Below are 16,935 nucleotides of genomic sequence, written 5' to 3' on the forward strand. Positions count from 1 at the left end.
CCTTAGGGTGTGAGCTTCCTAGTACGGGATTATTACTTACCACCTCTAAACTTTAGCAGTGAACGGTTTTTCTAGTAATTGCTAACGGACAACACCGTTATGTTGAACTTGAGCAATTAACAATTATGTTAATTGGAACAAGGGTGGAACCACGAATTCAACACTCGTCCCTTTTTACGGGATGAGTGTTTTTTATTTTGAGAAAAAGAGGAGTGACCAGTGATGGCAGATGTAGTTAAAATTACTTTCCCTGATGGAGCTGTGAAGGAGTTTCCAAAAGGCGTAACAACTGAAGAAATCGCAGCTTCTATTAGCCCAGGCTTAAAGAAAAAAGCTGTAGCTGGAAAATTAAACGATGAGATGATCGATCTTGTTACACCAATCGAAGAAGATGGTGCAGTTTCTATTATTACATTAGATTCTGAAGATGGCTTATATATTTTACGCCATTCAACAGCCCACCTTTTAGCACAAGCGTTAAAACGTTTATATAAAGATGTTAAGCTTGAGCTTGGCATTGGTCCAGTAATTGAAAATGGCTTCTATTACGATATCGATATGGAAGAAGCAATTACAGTTGAAGACTTCAAGAAAATCGAAAAAGAAATGCAAAAAATCGTGAACGAAAACTTAGAAATCGTTCGTCATGAAGTACCACGTGCAGAAGCACTTCGTCGCTTTGAAGAAATTGGTGATGAGTTAAAATTAGATTTAATTAACGATCTTCCAGAGGATGCAGTTATTTCAATCTATGAGCAAGGCGAATTCTTCGACCTTTGCCGTGGTGTTCACCTTCCATCTACAGGGAAAATTAAAGTGTTTAAATTATTAAGCGTTGCAGGTGCTTACTGGCGCGGCGATAGCAATAATAAAATGTTACAACGTATTTACGGTACTGCATTCGTTAAGAAAGCAGAATTAGATGAGCACTTACGTATGCTTGAAGAAGCGAAAGAGCGCGATCACCGTAAATTAGGTAAAGAATTAAAACTATTTACTAATAGCCAAAAAGTAGGACAAGGTTTACCACTTTGGTTACCAAAGGGTGCAACAATTCGTCGTATTATCGAGCGTTACATCGTTGATAAAGAAGCAAGCTTAGGCTATGATCACGTATACACTCCAGTATTAGGAAGTAGAGAGTTATATGAAACTTCTGGTCACTGGAATCACTACCGTGATGGCATGTTCCCATCAATGGAAATGGATAATGAAGAATTAGTTCTTCGTCCAATGAACTGTCCTCACCATATGATGGTTTATAAAAATGATATTCACAGCTACCGTGAATTACCAATCCGTATTGCGGAACTTGGAACAATGCACCGTTATGAAATGTCAGGTGCGTTATCTGGATTACAACGTGTACGCGGAATGACTTTAAACGATGCGCACATTTTCGTTCGTCCAGATCAAATTAAAGAAGAGTTAAAACGTGTTGTAAACTTAACTCTAGAAGTGTACAAAGATTTCGGTTTAGAGAACTACTCATTCCGTCTATCTTATCGTGATCCAGCAGATACTAAAAAGTATTATGCGGATGATGAGATGTGGGAAAAAGCACAAGGTATGTTAAAAGAAGCTATGGATGAAATGGGTCTTGATTACTATGAAGCTGAAGGTGAAGCAGCATTCTACGGTCCAAAACTTGATGTTCAAGTTCGTACTGCTCTTGGAAAAGACGAAACACTTTCAACTGTACAATTAGACTTCTTACTTCCAGAACGCTTTGAATTAACTTATGTTGGCGAAGACGGTAAGCAACATCGTCCAGTTGTAATTCACCGTGGTGTTGTATCAACTATGGAACGCTTCGTAGCCTTCTTAATTGAAGAATACAAAGGTGCATTCCCAACTTGGTTAGCTCCAGTTCAAGTACAAGTAATTCCAGTTTCTCCGCAAGTACATTTAGACTATGCGAAGAAAGTACAAGACGAATTGCGTCGTGCTGGTATCCGTGTTGAATTAGACACTCGTGAAGAGAAGATCGGTTACAAAATCCGTGAAGCACAAATGCAAAAAATTCCGTACATGCTTGTAGTAGGTGACAATGAAGTAACTGAAAACGGCGTAAACGTACGTAAATATGGTGAACAAAAATCAGAAACAATCGCATTAGATGCTTTTGTTGATATGATTAAAGTAGAAGGAAAACGATAAGAAAAAGCCGCGGTATACCGCGGCTTTTCTTTGTAATATAAAAGAGAAAAACTAGAAAAAATAACCATGTAACACTTATCATAAAAAAGTATTGCAAGTATGTTAGTTGTTTGTTACAATATTTCTTGTTGTTAGTAAAACACATCGCGTCTTCTTGACAGACGTCATGTCCTATGATAAACTCATCAAGGATAATAGAATATTGTTTTGTGGAACAAGTAGAAGCACCCGCTTCTCACCTGATGGACGCATTCGCAGTTAGCAGGTAAATGTATTTCTTACTTAAGATTTTACAAGTGTGGGTGTCGTATGCCCGCACTTTTTTTGTCGGGTTCTATGACTACAAAATATGTTCTGAGAAAACCTTGGAGGTGGCTTACTATTAGCAAGGATATGATGATTAACGAGCAAATTCGTGCACGTGAAGTACGTTTAGTTGGCGCAAATGGCGATCAACTTGGAATCAAGTCTCGTAATGACGCTTTAGACTTAGCTGCAAATCTTAATCTTGATTTAGTATTAGTTGCTCCAAATGCGAAACCGCCAGTATGCCGCATTATGGACTACGGTAAATTCCGCTTTGAGCAACAGAAGAAAGAAAAAGAGCAGCGCAAAAATCAAAAAGTAATTAGCATGAAAGAAGTTCGTTTAAGTCCAACAATTGATGAACACGACTTTAACACAAAACTTCGTAATGCTATCAAGTTTTTAGAGAAAGGCGACAAGGTTAAAGCGTCAATTCGCTTTAAAGGACGTGCCATTACTCATAAAGAAATCGGTCAACGTGTTTTAGATCGCTTCTCAGAAGCTTGTGCTGAAGTTAGTACAGTTGAATCTAAGCCTAAAATGGAAGGACGCAGTATGTTCTTAGTTTTAGCACCGAAAAACGATAAGTAATAGATAGAGGAGGAAATACCTATGCCTAAACAAAAAACTCATCGCGGCGCTGCAAAGCGTTTCAAAAAGACTGGATCAGGTAAACTGAAACGTTCTCACGCTTACACAAGCCATTTATTCGCTAACAAATCTACAAAAGCTAAACGTAAACTACGTAAAGCTGGTGTAGTAAGCGCTGGTGACTTCAAACGCATTCGTCAAATGCTTGACAACTTAAAATAAGTTCGGCTGATATATAGAACAATTAGGAGGTAATATTATGCCAAGAGTAAAAGGTGGTACAGTTACTCGTCAACGTCGTAAAAAAGTAATTAAATTAGCAAAAGGTTACTACGGTTCAAAAAATACATTATTCAAGGTTGCTAACCAACAGGTTATGAAATCTCTAATGTATGCATTCCGTGACCGCCGTCAAAAGAAACGTGACTTCCGTAAATTATGGATTACACGTATCAACGCAGCAGCTCGTATGAATGGTCTTTCTTACAGCCGCTTAATGCACGGTCTTAAAAATGCTGGCATCGAAGTTAACCGTAAGATGCTTGCTGACTTAGCTGTTCATGACGAAAAAGCTTTCGCTGAATTAGCAACAGTTGCAAAAAACAACATTAACTAATTAATTAGTTGAAACCTTAGAAGAATTTTCTTCTAAGGTTTTTTGTTTGTGTTCAGAGAGAAGTTTGAAGTTCTAAAGATTAACGGATGTGTTGTTATCGATATGACAAAATCAACGTAAAAACTATAGCGATATAGAAGAATATACATATGAAGTCAGGAGAATCCTCCTGGCTTTTTTTAATTATGCACGTTTGGAAAGAAGAGTATCTTTCCTAGCCGAAACGACACTGCTATAATGGAAAGATGATATGGAACTTTCATCAGATGAACAATTTAAGAGTGATGACTGAAACGTATTTGCAAATTAAGGACAAGCTATTTTATAAAGAGGTAGATAGCTGACTTATTCATAAGAACTGAAACATAATAATGAACTTTGAGATGAAACAACATTGTTGCGTAAAATGCGATGTTGGAGGAGGACAATAGAATGGACTTACTACAACTATTTAAATTACAAAAAGAATTAGATGACCGTATTGCAAAAGAACATGACTTACAACCGAAAAAATTGTTAAAAGAAAAAATGTTAGCTCTTCTTGTAGAAATTGGTGAACTTGCAAATGAAACACGTTGTTTTAAATATTGGAGCAACAAACCAGCTTCGGAACGTGAAGTAATATTAGAAGAATACGTAGATGGTTTGCATTTTATTTTATCAATCGGAATTGATTTAGGTATTGATAAAAACTTCTTATTCTATAAATGTGCACAAACGAATAAAACACAAGTGGAAATTTTCTTAGACACATATGCGAAAGTAATTCGTTTTACAGATCAACCATCTATTACAAACTATATTGAATTATTTACGAGCTATCTTCGACTTGGACAAGCACTTGAATTTGAGCAAGAAGAGATTGAAAAAGCATATTTAGATAAAAATGAGGTAAATCATCAGCGTCAAACACAAGGATACTAATTTAATTTTTGAATATTTCAATTTAATTATTGTATAATGAATTGACTGAAGAAAAAGGAGGGTGTTGGCAATGACAAAATTAGACGCGACATTGACAATGCTAAAAGAATTAACGGATGCACGTGGTATTGCTGGTAACGAACGTGAACCACGTGAAGTAATGAAGAAATATATCGAGCCGTTTGCGGACGAACTTTCTACTGATAATTTAGGGAGTTTAGTTGCGAAAAAAGTAGGGGAAGAAAACGGCCCGAAAATTATGGTTGCAGGTCATTTAGATGAAGTTGGATTTATGATTACACAAATCGATGACAAAGGTTTCCTTCGCTTCCAAACGGTTGGTGGCTGGTGGTCACAAGTTATGCTTGCACAGCGCGTGACGATTGTAACGCGTAAAGGAGATGTAACAGGTGTAATTGGTTCAAAACCACCGCACATTTTACCTCCAGAAGCTCGTAAAAAGCCAGTTGAAATTAAAGACATGTTCATCGATATCGGTGCTTCTAGCCAAGAAGAAGCGATGGAGTGGGGCGTACGACCAGGAGATCAAGTTGTACCGTACTTTGAATTCCAAGTGATGAAGAACGAAAAAATGTTACTTGCAAAAGCGTGGGATAACCGAATCGGTTGTGCAATTGCAATTGACGTATTAAAACAACTAAAAGATGAAAAGCATCCAAACGTTGTATACGGCGTTGGAACTGTACAAGAAGAAGTTGGTCTTCGTGGCGCAAAAACATCTGCGAATTATATTAAACCAGATATCGCGTTCGCAGTAGATGTTGGTATCGCTGGAGATACACCGGGTGTAACGTCAAAAGAAGCGCAAAGTAAAATGGGCGATGGACCACAAATCATTTTATATGATGCTTCTGTTATTGGACATACAGGTTTACGTGATTTCGTAGTTGATGTTGCTGATGAATTACAAATCCCGTATCAATATGATTCAGTAGCGGGCGGAGGAACGGATGCGGGTGCGATTCACATTGCTGTAAATGGTATTCCTTCTATGGCAATTACAATTGCAACGCGCTATATCCATTCTCATGCGGCAATGTTACATCGTGATGATTATGAAAATGCAGTGAAGTTAATTGTAGAAGTTATTAAACGTCTTGATAAAGAGGCTGTACATAACATTACATTTAATTAATAGAAAAAGCGAAGGAGATTCTCCTTCGCTTTTTTATGTTTTAAAAAGGCCGTTCTAATCCCGCTGCAGTATGAGCGCCTAAAATAATTAAACGAGTTAATTGCATCGCCATAAAATGCGGGGTATATATCATTCCTCTTTTAAGCCATGACATAATCATCCCTAGATGGGCACCAGTAACATAACTAATGAGAATATCGCGTGGAACCATTAGTTTTTCATCGTTAGGTTGTGAAATAGAGAGGCTTAATGTTAAATGCGTTTGAATTGCTTTCATCATCTTATACGTATAGTTTCCGGCAGCTTTATCACCAAGCATGACGTTATAGAAGTTAGTGTTTTCTGCAATATGTTCGAACAAGGCCAAAAAACTTGGATGTGGCGAATCAAATGTTAATTGGAAATCTTCTTTATTTCTATTTCTCGGTTTAATTACTTCAGTTAGCTTTTCTAACATTTCTTCAATGCTTTTGTCTAGTAAGTCATATTTATCGTGGTAATGGCTATAAAATGTAGCGCGGTTTACAGGAGCGCGTTCTGCAATATGTTGAACAGTAACATTTTCAAAACCTTTTTCGCCTACTAAAGCGACAAAAGCATCCTGTATGAGTTGTCTCGTCCGTTTTACACGTGGATCATTTGTATTTTTAATAGACATTTTTATTTCCCCTCGTTTAATTTTCTGTACTTAAACAACATATTGGTATTATATTGTTGTTTAAACGACATTTCATACGTAAATTGTCGGTTGTAGATTCAAAATAATTATTTATAATTATAAACGATAGTCCTTCAGAAATCAGCACCGCTCGCAGGTAGATAAATTTCGATTTACGCTGCAGATGGTGTGATTTTTTTGTTAAAAGGTTAATATAATTAACAATTAAACAATCTAAACAATAAGGACATAAATAGTTTAGAAAAAAATTATATGCGATATAAGGAGAGGAATGCAATGAATCAGTTTCGAAGAATGGTAATTATCAACATTATCACATTAATTGTACTAGTTGGCGGCGGTATTGGCGGTTATTACTATTACAATCAAACGGAAAATTACTTAAAAACAGACAATGCAAAGATTGATGGAAAGGTAATTCCGGTTGCTTCACCAGTAGCAGGTAAACTAACTGACTGGAAAGCTGAAGTAGGAAAAAATTATAATGAGAACGATAAATTAGGTACTGTTACTGTAGCGGCAGCTAATGGAGAACAAACAGTAGATGTAACAATTCCACAAAATGCAACAGTTGTACAATCAAACGCAACAACAAATGCTTTCGTTGGAGCAGGTAGCCCGATTGCTTATGCATTTGATATGAACAATTTATGGGTAACAGCAAACATTGAAGAAACAGATGTTGATGATGTTCAAAAAGGTCAAGATGTAGATGTGTATGTAGATGCATACCCAGATACAACGTTAACAGGAAAAGTAGAACAAGTTGGCTTAACAACAGCGAATACATTCTCTATGTTGCCATCAAGCAACGCAACAGCGAACTATACGAAAGTAACACAAGTAGTACCAGTTAAAGTTTCTTTAGATCATAGCAAATCAGTAAATATTGTTCCTGGCATGAATGTGACAGTTCGTATTCATAAGTAAGGGGGAGATGAGATGTCCTCAATTGTAATTGCAGGATATGCACTATTTTGTATAATCGTCTTCTTCCTTGTAAATCGTCTTTTACGAAAGAAAAAAACGAAAATGGGAGAAGAACAAGTCCCAGCCGTAAGTAAAATAGAAGTAAGTAAAGTTGAAACAGAAGAGAAAGAAATTGAACGAAAGCAAGAATCGGAAATTTCTAATGTAGTTGAGTTAGAAACAGGAAAGCAAGAAGAAGTAAAACAAGAAAAAGAAGTGCCGAAAAAACAAATGTCTATGCCTGTAGAGAATGTGAACGTAAAAGCAGTTGTAGCTGTATTAATTCTCGGCATGTTCGTTTCTATTTTAAACCAAACAATCATTAACGTTGCATTACCTCCGTTAATGAATGAATTTAATGTATCAACTTCAACAGCACAATGGTTAATTACAGGCTTCATGCTTGTAAATGGTATTTTAGTACCGATTAGTGCCTTTTTAGTTTCACGATTTACGTATCGTAAATTATTCGTAGCAGCAATGTTATTCTTCACGGTAGGATCTATCATTTGTGCTACTTCAGGAAACTTTACAATGATGATGACAGGTCGCGTAATTCAAGCAGTTGGTGCGGGTATTTTAATGCCGGTTGGTATGAATATCTTTATGACGTTATTCCCGCCTCATAAACGCGGAGCGGCGATGGGATTACTAGGTGTAGCGATGATTTTAGCGCCAGCTATCGGACCAACTGTAACAGGTTGGGTGATTGAAAACTATAGCTGGAACTTAATGTTCTATGCGATGTTTATTATTGGTTTAATTATTACGTTCCTATCTTTAAAATTCTTTACACTAGCTCAGCCAGTGTCTAAAACGAAATTAGATATATTCGGTGTGGTTAGTTCAAGTATTGGACTAGGAAGCTTATTGTACGGATTTAGTGAAGCTGGAAATAATAGTTGGACTAGTGCAGAAGTCATTATTTCACTTGTTATCGGTGTAATTGGTTTAGCGTTATTTATTTGGAGAGAGTTAACAACGGACAATAAAATGCTTGATTTACAAGTATTTAAATATCCAGTATTTACTTTTACTTTAGTAATTAACGCAATCGTTACGATGGCATTATTCGGAGGTATGTTATTGCTTCCAGTATATCTGCAAAACATTCGTGGCTTTACGCCAATTGAATCTGGTTTACTACTTCTTCCAGGATCATTAATTATGGGGATCATGGGACCAGTGGCGGGTAAATTATTCGATAAATATGGCATTCGTCCATTAGCGATAATTGGATTGGCAATTACGACGTATGCGACATATGAATTTACAAAATTATCGATGGATACACCGTATAGCGTTATTATGACGGATTATATTATACGTTCAATTGGTATGTCATTCATTATGATGCCAATTATGACAGCTGGTATGAACGCGCTGCCGATGAAATTAATTTCTCACGGTACAGCAACGCAAAATACGTCAAGACAAGTAGCGGGTTCAATCGGAACAGCGATTTTAATTACACTTATGACGCAACAAACGACTGCTCACGTAGCAGATTACGGCAACATGTTAACAACATCAAACCCAATTTTAGTTGATAAAGTACACGGCATGGGTCAAAGCTTAGCGGCCTTAGCTGGATCAGCTCAAGCAGGAGACGCGATGAGCACACAACTATTATATGGACAAATTTCAAAGCTATCTGCAATTAACGGTATTAACGATGCCTTCTTAATTGCAACGATACTTGCAGGGATTGCTTGGGTGTTATCGTTCTTCTTACCATCAGGCAATAAACAAAATAGAAAAGCAGGGAATTAATTTCCCTGCTTTTTTGTCTTTTTATAGAGTGAGATATAAAAAATGATAACCAGTTACGAAGCACAGCCCTGCTAGAAACAAAATTATCCCCATAGAACGAATACTTGACATGTGTCTGCCGCTTATAATAGCTAATAGTCCAGCTAAAGAGAAGAAGCACCAATATAAATTTCCATAAATTGGAACCATCCCCTCTAAATCTATTCCAGAACCTATACAAACGATAGGAACAACGATAAATAATATGCTAATTAAACCAGCTATAATAGTGAGTGATTTATGATATTTAATACCATAAATAATTAAAAAAATACCAACGATAAATACGCATAACATTAAAGTAAGAGCTAAAATCATCCAAGTTAATATTCCAAACACTTCTGTATTACCTCCGATTTGTAGGTTGCTAAAAAATATTATATATAGAATGAATCACCTACAGACATGAGCTCCCAGAAGATAACACCTAATATTCCAATGGTAAAAATAATGAATCCCATATTACGTATACTTTTAATTTTGGCTTGTACTCCACTTACCCCTGCTAATAATCCAGTTAAAGAAAATAGGGTCCAGTAAAGAGCAGTTGGAATCGGGAAAATTGTATCGATATGAATCCCTACACTTAAAAGAACAAAAGGTAGTGTGACAAAGGATAGGCTAAGTAGCCCCATTAAACCAACGAGTAATTTCCGATATTTAATCCCTGTTACTATTAAAAAAATACCACCAGCAATCCCGCATAGTAAGAGAAGTGGCGTGAAAAGCATCCAAATAATACTGAACATATGTAAACTCCTTCATGTGAATTAAGTTATATTTTACTACATGAGGTTTATTTTGGATATTATTAATGAGTATATATAAATTGAAGGAAATGGGTAATAACGATACGGATTATCAAAAACGTAACCGTAGAAGGGTTTGAAGTTATGATAAAAGAGTAAAGAGAGGTATCGCGATGATACCCCTTTTTAACTCAAGAATGCCAACATGTTATTTATAATATGAAATAACATAGCTGGAATAATGGACTTTGTTTTTTTACATAAAATGGCCATTAATAATCCCATAAAGAAAGTAATTACCATTACCCCAAGTGAGTATGTATGAGCGATACCGAAGAAGAAACTTGTTACGATGGCTGCAATCCAAAATGGAAAGCGTTCTGAGAAGAAGCGAAGTATAAAACCACGGAAAATAAGTTCTTCAAAAATGGGTGTGAGTATTGCAAAGCTGAGAAGTAATAATATTTGATATTGCTTAAAGACGTCTAAGCTTAGTGCGGAAGATTGCTGCTTTGTTGCGTCTTGGAACACATAATTTAACAAGATGTAATTGAGTATGATGTTGATAACGAAGAAAAGAAGTAAGTATACGTATGTGCGCCATTCTTTCAGTGTTTTAAAGTTAAAAGATTTTAGTAGTAATTTTTTTGCGGGTTCGAATTTAAAAATGAAGAATAACAATACAGCTAGTTGTAATACGGTACTTGCAGTATTTGCAATAGATTCATACAGGGCAACTTGTTTTTTATCTGTAAGACCTGCTGTATAAATTGTTAATGGCATTGCGAGGAACACAGTAATAAGTCCAGTTCCAAAAAAGGCGAATAAAACAGAGCTAATAAATTGTCCCCATGACATCGAGTGTTTTTGTTCATTAGGAAGCTGTGTAGCGGGTTGCATTTGTAAAATCACCTCTTTTATATTTGTATATTTAATTATAAAGTAAAATATTTTTGAATGTAACATTTAAATATTACATATAAAGTGAAACTTTAATCATTGGGGAGGTTCATCCCCCACTGATTATCAGCCCTCACCAATCGGGCTTTTACGGGCAGTTGATTCCCCACCTAACTTCCTCGTCTTTGCTGAATTTCGAGGTGGGGGTCTTACTGCCCGTTAATGCGGGATAAAGGTTTATTTTCCATAAAATAATAAAAGAGGTATCACCCTGTAGTGATGCCTCTTTCTCATTGATAACTATGTTCTGTCTTGTTATTCAATTTGGCTTGCTCTATTTGCAATTCACGCTCTACCAATCGATCTAATTGCTGAATAGCTTTAAGTGCTTTTTCATAAGAAATCGTTCTATAATGATGAGCTCCGCCTGGTTCTTCATCTGCTTCGTCTGCCCATTTAATAATGTTTTGAAGAGATGTTCTTTCAATTTCTTGTTCCACTAAGAAAGAATCTGTATGCAGAAGAATTGCGATAGAAATTTCTTTTGCTAGTTTTGGATGTTCTCCTAATCTAATAAGCAATTTATGTGCTCTTTCAGCACCTTTAATTGCATGGATATCATTCTTTTTATATAAGTCATAGTCCCATTCGCCGCCTGTGTACCACGTATGATGTCCGATATCATGAAGGAAACCGGCTTTTGTTGCAGCATCGACTGAGGCGTGATGCTTTTTGGCTAGGTGAAACGCATGGTAAGCGACAGCGATCGCGTGGACCATTCCAGAACGGTTTACGTATTTTTGTGTAATGTGATGTTTAAAAACTTGTTCAAGCGTAATACGGTGCATAAAACATTCACTCCTTTTATCTAATGATGTATACGAAGAAAAATCGATCGGTTTAAATGTATTTTGAACATTGTACTCCATCATAGTTCGTTAGTAAAGTAGAAATGTTTAGGAGAAGAAAAATTTTTTTCGTAAAAAAATCACCTTAGCTTATGCGAAGGTGATTTTCAAATTGCTTATTTTTTTAATCCTTGCTCTAGTGTTTCTAACATTTCGTGCTTTTCATTTTCATCAGCGTTTTTCCAAATGACTTCAAATAAAACGCCAAGACCTGGAAGCATTTTTTCTTCACCGCTTTGAATTGCATCGACAATTGTTTCTTGTAATTGATCTTGTGAATTACCAGATACATTCGCTAATACGGCACCGCGTAAATTAAAACTCATTGCTTTCACCTCTTCTTCAGAATTGAAACTGACGTTAGTTTTTGTTCTTTTTTATGTAAATATGTATGAAAAATAGGCTATAATGATAAGACAAGAAGAGAGGGAAATACATATTATGAAAAACATTGATTCAGTACAAAATCCGCGTGTAAAGCAGTGGAAAAAGCTGCAAACGAAAAAAGAACGCGATAAAAAAGGTTTATTTTTTGTAGAAGGATTTCACTTAGTCGAGGAAGCTCTGAAGGCAGGAATTGTAACAGAACTTATCGTTTCAGATCAGACAGACCTTCCGAAGGATTGGACAGTTAATGATGTGGAAATGTATATCGTGCCTGAGGCGATTGTAAAAATACTTCGTGAAACAGAAACGACGCAAGGTGTATTTGCTGTTTGTGAGAAGCATGAGAAAGAAGTAGCTCTTACTGATGGTAAATTCCTTTTATTAGATGGCCTGCAAGACCCAGGTAATTTAGGAACAATTATTCGTACAGCTGATGCAGCTGGTATTCACGCCGTTGTGCTTGGAGAAGGTTGTGTTGATGTTTACAATAGTAAAGTACTCCGCTCTACACAAGGTTCTATTTTCCACTTGCCAATTGTAAAAGGGAACTTAGAAGAATGGGTAGACAAGTTAAAAGAAAATAACGTTCCTGTATATGGAACAGCTCTTGAAAATGGAGTTCCGTATGGTGAAGTAACTCCGGCTGGAAGTTTTGCATTAATTGTTGGAAATGAAGGAAATGGCGTACGCCAAGAAATTCTTGCAAAAACGGATCAAAACTTGTATATTCCGATTTACGGTGGGGCAGAATCATTAAATGTTGCGGTTGCAGCAGGGATTTTAACGTATTATTTGCAAAGCCCGGTTGCGAACAAATAAAAAACTTCTTATAATAAGTTGAAGTACATTATATTAAAAGTTAAATAACGAAAAACGTTGATAGAGAAGAGTAGCTTACAAAATCGCCATATAGGGAGAGAATGCCGTAGACTGAAAGCATTCTTATGGTAGACGGAAGTGAATTCACCTCTGGAGTTGACGCCAGGACCATATATATGTAAAGGCGTTCCGGTCAGAATTGATCGTTATAACTAATGAGTGGGCAGACTTGTTCTGTCAATTTAGGGTGGTACCGCGAATTTACCTCGTCCCTTTTTGGGAGCGAGGTTTTTTTATTTTTAAAATTAGGAGGGTTCCAAAATGGAAGCACGTTTAAAAGAGCTAAAGCAAAAAGCGTTAGAGCTTATTGAAGAAGCGAAAGAGCTAAAGGGCTTAAACGACGTACGCGTAGCGTATTTAGGAAAAAAAGGTCCAATTACAGAAGTGTTACGCGGCATGGGAAAATTATCAGCAGAAGAGCGTCCACGTATGGGAGCATTAGTGAATGAAGTACGTGAAGCGATTCAAACGCGTCTAGAAGACAAAATTAGCAACTTAGAAAAAGCAGTAATTGAAGCGAAATTAGCTACGGAAACAATTGATGTTACATTACCAGGTCGTCCTGTTGAAACAGGTTGTCACCATCCGTTAACAGCTGTTGTTGAACAAATTGAAGATGTATTCATCGGTATGGGTTATGAAGTAGCTGAAGGAACAGAAGTAGAAAAAGACTACTACAACTTCGAAGCACTAAACTTACCGAAAGATCACCCAGCACGTGACATGCAAGATACATTCTACATTACAGAAGAAACGTTACTACGTACACATACATCTTCTGTGCAAGCACGTACGATGGAAAATAATAAAGAAAAAGGCCCAATCAAAATTATCTGTCCTGGTAAAGTGTATCGCCGCGATGATGATGATGCGACGCATTCACATCAGTTCATGCAAATTGAAGGTCTTGTAATTGATAAAAACATTCGTATGAGTGACTTAAAAGGTACACTGCAAGTATTCGTGAAAAAGATGTTCGGTGAAGATCGTGAAATCCGTCTTCGTCCAAGTTTCTTCCCATTCACAGAGCCATCTGTAGAGATGGATATTTCTTGTATGATGTGTCATGGCAAAGGTTGCGGCACTTGTAAAGGAACTGGCTGGATTGAAATTTTAGGCGCAGGTATGGTTCACCCGAACGTACTTGAAATGGCTGGTTATGATTCAAAAGAATATCAAGGTTTCGCATTCGGTATGGGCGCAGAGCGTATCGCAATGTTGAAATACGGCGTAGATGACATTCGTCATTTCTATACAAATGATGTACGTTTCCTACAACAATTCAAACGAGCGTAAGGGAAGGAGAGGATAAATATGTTCGTATCATATCGTTGGTTACAAGAGTATGTAGATATTAAAGATGTAACAGCACAAGAACTAGCAGACAAAATCACGAAAAGTGGTATTGAAGTAGAAGGCGTTGAAGTATTAAATAAAGGTGTAAAAGGTGTTGTAGTTGGTCACGTATTAGAATGTGAAAAACACCCAGAAGCTGATAAATTAAGCAAATGCTTAATCGATATCGGTGAAGAAGAGCCAGTTCAAATTATTTGTGGAGCTGCTAACATTGCAAAAGGTTTAAAAGTACCAGTTGCAAAAGTTGGTGCTGTACTTCCTGGTAACTTCAAAATTAAAAAAGCAAAACTACGTGGTGAAGCTTCTCACGGTATGGTTTGTGCTCTTCAAGAGCTTGGCATTGATGGAAAGTTAGTTTCAAAAGAATATGCAGATGGTATCTTCATCTTCCCAAGTGACGCTGAAGTTGGTGCAGATGCACTTGAAATTTTAAACTTACACGATGAAGTACTTGAGCTTGGTTTAACACCAAACCGTGCAGATTGCTTAAACATGTTAGGTGTTGCATATGAAGTGGCTGCTATTTACGGCCGCGAAGTAAAACTTCCAGCTATCGAATTACAAGAAACAGCAGAAAAAACTTCTGATTATATTTCTGTAAGTGTAGAAGCGAAAGAAGAAAACCCATTATACATTGCAAAAATGGTTAAAAACGTAAAGATTGGTCCATCACCAATGTGGATGCAAACTCGTCTTATGGCAGCTGGCATTCGTCCAATTAGCAACGTAGTTGATATTACAAACTACATTTTGATGGAATACGGTCAACCGTTACATGCATTCGATTACGATAAATTAGGTTCAAAGGAAATCGTTGTTCGTCTTGCAAAAGAAGGCGAAAAAATTGAAACGTTAGATGATCAAGAGCGTACATTACAAAGCCACCACCTTGTAATTACAAACGGAACAAAAGCCTTAGCTGTTGCTGGTGTAATGGGCGGAGCGGATTCTGAAGTTACAAATGAGACAGTAAACGTTCTAATTGAGTCTGCATACTTTGCAGGTCAAACAGTGCGTCGTACATCAAAAGACTTAGGTCTTCGTAGTGAATCAAGTGCACGTTTCGAAAAAGGAATCGACCCAACACGTACATTTGAAGCAATTCAACACGCAGCTGCTTTAATGGCGAAATATGCTGGCGGTGAAGCGCTTGAAGGTGTAGTAGAAGCTGACAACTTACAAGTACAAGAGCGTACAGTATCTGTTACTGCTGAAAAAGTAAACCGTGTATTAGGTACAAATATTTCTGCGAGTGAAATGGGTACAATGTTTACAAACTTGAAATTCCCATTCACAGAAGTAGAAGGAACATTCCATGTAAATGTACCAGCACGTCGTCCTGATATTACAATTTCAGAAGACTTAGTAGAAGAAGTGGGCCGTCTATACGGTTATGACCACATTCCAGTTACATTACCTTTTGGAACAATGACTCGTGGTAAATTAACATCAGCACAAACGAAACGTCGTAAAGTACGTCGCTTCTTAGAGGGTGCTGGTTTATATGAAGCAATCACGTATTCATTAACAAGCGCTGACAAAGCGAAACAATATATGGTTGAGCCAAACGAAAAAGCACCTGTAAACCTTGCGCTTCCAATGAGCGAAGAGCGCAGCCAACTTCGTTTAAGCTTAGTGCCACAATTGCTAGAAGCAGTTTCATACAATGTTGCTCGTAAAAACGACAGCGTTGCTTTGTACGAAGTAGGTTCTATCTTCTTACCAACAGAAGCAGGAGAACTTCCGAAAGAAGAACAACACCTTGCAGGTGTTATGACAGGTCTTGCTCTTCACCATGCATGGCAAGGTGAGAAGAAAGTAGTAGACTTCTTCGTTGTGAAAGGTGTACTAGAAGGACTATTCGACGTACTTGGCGTTTCAAACCAAATCACATATGCACCAGCAAAACGTGAAGGTATGCACCCAGGCCGTACAGCTGACATCGTATTAGATGGCGAAGTAATTGGCTTCATCGGTCAATTGCACCCAGAAGCAGAAAAACAATTAGATGTGAAAAATACATTCGTATTTGAATTATCTCTTGTAAAAGTATTCGGTGCAGACGCTGAAGAAACTTACTACTCAGCAATTCCACGTTTCCCATCTATGACACGCGACATGGCTGTTGTAGTAACAAAAGAAACAAAAGCTGGTGAAATGAAGCAAGTTATTGCTGAAGCTGGCGGAGAACTTCTGAAAGATGTAACATTATTCGACTTATACGAAGGTGAAAAAATGGAAGAAGGCAAGAAATCACTTGCATTCTCTATGACTTACTTCGATGCAGAACGTACGTTAACAGATGAAGAAGTAACAGAAGCGCATAACCGTGTATTAACAACGGTAGAAGAGAAATTTGGTGCGGAGTTACGTAAGTAATTAGAAAATTGCCGGATTCATTCCGGCAATTTTTTTTATTGCACAATCGTCGACAGATGTCGGTAAGTCGATATATTACAAAAATCGCTTATATATTTTCTGGCATCTTGCATCTTTCTCTCGAATGTAGTACATTAATTTTAGTTTAACAAAATGAAAGACGA

17 protein-coding genes and 4 other annotated features (2 of these 21 running past the window's edge) are annotated in these 16,935 nt (G+C 37.0%); of the genes, 11 read left to right on the plus strand and 6 right to left on the minus strand.

Annotated elements, in window-relative coordinates; all coding sequences use genetic code 11:
• Nucleotides 1–175 (plus strand) — a binding site (T-box leader); it begins 54 nt to the left of the window's first position.
• Between the two features lie 47 nt (nucleotides 176–222).
• From thrS to AC1Q8M_RS16280, 6 genes are all read left to right on the plus strand, one after another.
• A complete protein-coding gene (thrS, locus tag AC1Q8M_RS16255; RefSeq protein ID WP_000786077.1) occupies nucleotides 223–2,160 on the plus strand; it encodes a threonine--tRNA ligase in 1,938 nt (645 codons plus the stop codon).
• 210 nt (nucleotides 2,161–2,370) lie between these two features.
• Nucleotides 2,371–2,491, plus strand: a sequence feature (ribosomal protein L20 leader region).
• A gap of 62 nt (nucleotides 2,492–2,553) precedes the next feature.
• Nucleotides 2,554–3,057, plus strand: coding sequence for a translation initiation factor IF-3 (gene infC / locus AC1Q8M_RS16260; RefSeq protein WP_000973215.1), 504 nt, complete (start codon nucleotides 2,554–2,556; stop codon nucleotides 3,055–3,057).
• 21 nt (nucleotides 3,058–3,078) lie between these two features.
• Nucleotides 3,079–3,279, plus strand: a complete 201-nt coding sequence (gene rpmI / locus AC1Q8M_RS16265) for a 50S ribosomal protein L35 (protein WP_001125945.1) — start codon at nucleotides 3,079–3,081, stop codon at nucleotides 3,277–3,279.
• 37 nt (nucleotides 3,280–3,316) lie between these two features.
• Nucleotides 3,317–3,673, plus strand: coding sequence for a 50S ribosomal protein L20 (gene rplT / locus AC1Q8M_RS16270; RefSeq protein WP_001138362.1), 357 nt, complete (start codon nucleotides 3,317–3,319; stop codon nucleotides 3,671–3,673).
• A 432-nt stretch (nucleotides 3,674–4,105) separates the two neighbouring features.
• Nucleotides 4,106–4,597 (plus strand): dUTP diphosphatase, encoded by a 492-nt coding sequence (locus AC1Q8M_RS16275; RefSeq protein WP_000365050.1) that lies wholly within the window; start codon nucleotides 4,106–4,108, stop codon nucleotides 4,595–4,597.
• 70 nt (nucleotides 4,598–4,667) lie between these two features.
• Nucleotides 4,668–5,753 carry a M42 family metallopeptidase gene (locus AC1Q8M_RS16280; RefSeq protein WP_000163555.1) on the plus strand — a complete coding sequence of 362 codons (1,086 nt, stop codon included), beginning with the start codon at nucleotides 4,668–4,670 and terminating at the stop codon, nucleotides 5,751–5,753.
• A gap of 40 nt (nucleotides 5,754–5,793) precedes the next feature.
• Here AC1Q8M_RS16280 and AC1Q8M_RS16285 read toward each other — a convergent pair whose 3' ends face one another.
• Nucleotides 5,794–6,411, minus strand: coding sequence for a TetR/AcrR family transcriptional regulator (locus tag AC1Q8M_RS16285; RefSeq protein ID WP_000023672.1), 618 nt, complete (start codon nucleotides 6,409–6,411; stop codon nucleotides 5,794–5,796).
• Nucleotides 6,412–6,708: 297 nt separating this feature from the next.
• On the opposite strand from AC1Q8M_RS16285, the gene AC1Q8M_RS16290 reads away from it, so the two are divergent.
• Together AC1Q8M_RS16290 and AC1Q8M_RS16295 are read left to right on the plus strand one after the other, a co-directional pair.
• Nucleotides 6,709–7,362: an HlyD family secretion protein gene (locus AC1Q8M_RS16290; RefSeq protein WP_001071420.1), complete on the plus strand. Its 654-nt coding sequence runs from the start codon at nucleotides 6,709–6,711 to the stop codon at nucleotides 7,360–7,362.
• A gap of 12 nt (nucleotides 7,363–7,374) precedes the next feature.
• A complete protein-coding gene (locus AC1Q8M_RS16295; RefSeq protein WP_000095294.1) occupies nucleotides 7,375–9,174 on the plus strand; it encodes a DHA2 family efflux MFS transporter permease subunit in 1,800 nt (599 codons plus the stop codon).
• Between the two features lie 21 nt (nucleotides 9,175–9,195).
• On the opposite strand, the gene AC1Q8M_RS16300 is transcribed toward AC1Q8M_RS16295, so the two are convergent.
• From AC1Q8M_RS16300 to sspI, 5 genes are all read right to left on the minus strand, one after another.
• On the minus strand, nucleotides 9,196–9,552 hold the full coding sequence (locus AC1Q8M_RS16300) for an ammonia permease (protein WP_098855684.1): 357 nt from the start codon (nucleotides 9,550–9,552) through the stop codon (nucleotides 9,196–9,198).
• A 38-nt stretch (nucleotides 9,553–9,590) separates the two neighbouring features.
• Nucleotides 9,591–9,962 carry a hypothetical protein gene (locus tag AC1Q8M_RS16305; protein WP_000491395.1) on the minus strand — a complete coding sequence of 124 codons (372 nt, stop codon included), beginning with the start codon at nucleotides 9,960–9,962 and terminating at the stop codon, nucleotides 9,591–9,593.
• Nucleotides 9,963–10,148: 186 nt separating this feature from the next.
• Nucleotides 10,149–10,862 (minus strand): CPBP family intramembrane glutamic endopeptidase, encoded by a 714-nt coding sequence (locus AC1Q8M_RS16310; protein ID WP_072940433.1) that lies wholly within the window; start codon nucleotides 10,860–10,862, stop codon nucleotides 10,149–10,151.
• 290 nt (nucleotides 10,863–11,152) lie between these two features.
• Entirely contained in the window at nucleotides 11,153–11,710 is a 558-nt protein-coding gene (locus tag AC1Q8M_RS16315; RefSeq protein WP_072940436.1) for an HD domain-containing protein, read from the minus strand.
• Between the two features lie 176 nt (nucleotides 11,711–11,886).
• A complete protein-coding gene (sspI, locus tag AC1Q8M_RS16320) occupies nucleotides 11,887–12,096 on the minus strand; it encodes a small acid-soluble spore protein SspI (RefSeq protein WP_000009509.1) in 210 nt (69 codons plus the stop codon).
• An 82-nt stretch (nucleotides 12,097–12,178) separates the two neighbouring features.
• On the opposite strand from sspI, the gene AC1Q8M_RS16325 reads away from it, so the two are divergent.
• From AC1Q8M_RS16325 to pheT, 3 genes are all read left to right on the plus strand, one after another.
• Nucleotides 12,179–12,976: a TrmH family RNA methyltransferase gene (locus AC1Q8M_RS16325; RefSeq protein WP_001986644.1), complete on the plus strand. Its 798-nt coding sequence runs from the start codon at nucleotides 12,179–12,181 to the stop codon at nucleotides 12,974–12,976.
• A 48-nt stretch (nucleotides 12,977–13,024) separates the two neighbouring features.
• Nucleotides 13,025–13,253, plus strand: a binding site (T-box leader).
• Between the two features lie 44 nt (nucleotides 13,254–13,297).
• A complete protein-coding gene (gene pheS / locus AC1Q8M_RS16330; protein WP_000388222.1) occupies nucleotides 13,298–14,332 on the plus strand; it encodes a phenylalanine--tRNA ligase subunit alpha in 1,035 nt (344 codons plus the stop codon).
• 18 nt (nucleotides 14,333–14,350) lie between these two features.
• Nucleotides 14,351–16,771, plus strand: a complete 2,421-nt coding sequence (gene pheT / locus AC1Q8M_RS16335; protein ID WP_000498194.1) for a phenylalanine--tRNA ligase subunit beta — start codon at nucleotides 14,351–14,353, stop codon at nucleotides 16,769–16,771.
• 154 nt (nucleotides 16,772–16,925) lie between these two features.
• Nucleotides 16,926–16,935: a binding site (T-box leader), on the plus strand; it runs 242 nt beyond the window's last position.

The organism is Bacillus sp. GW823-FHT06A10 (assembly GCF_058795375.1).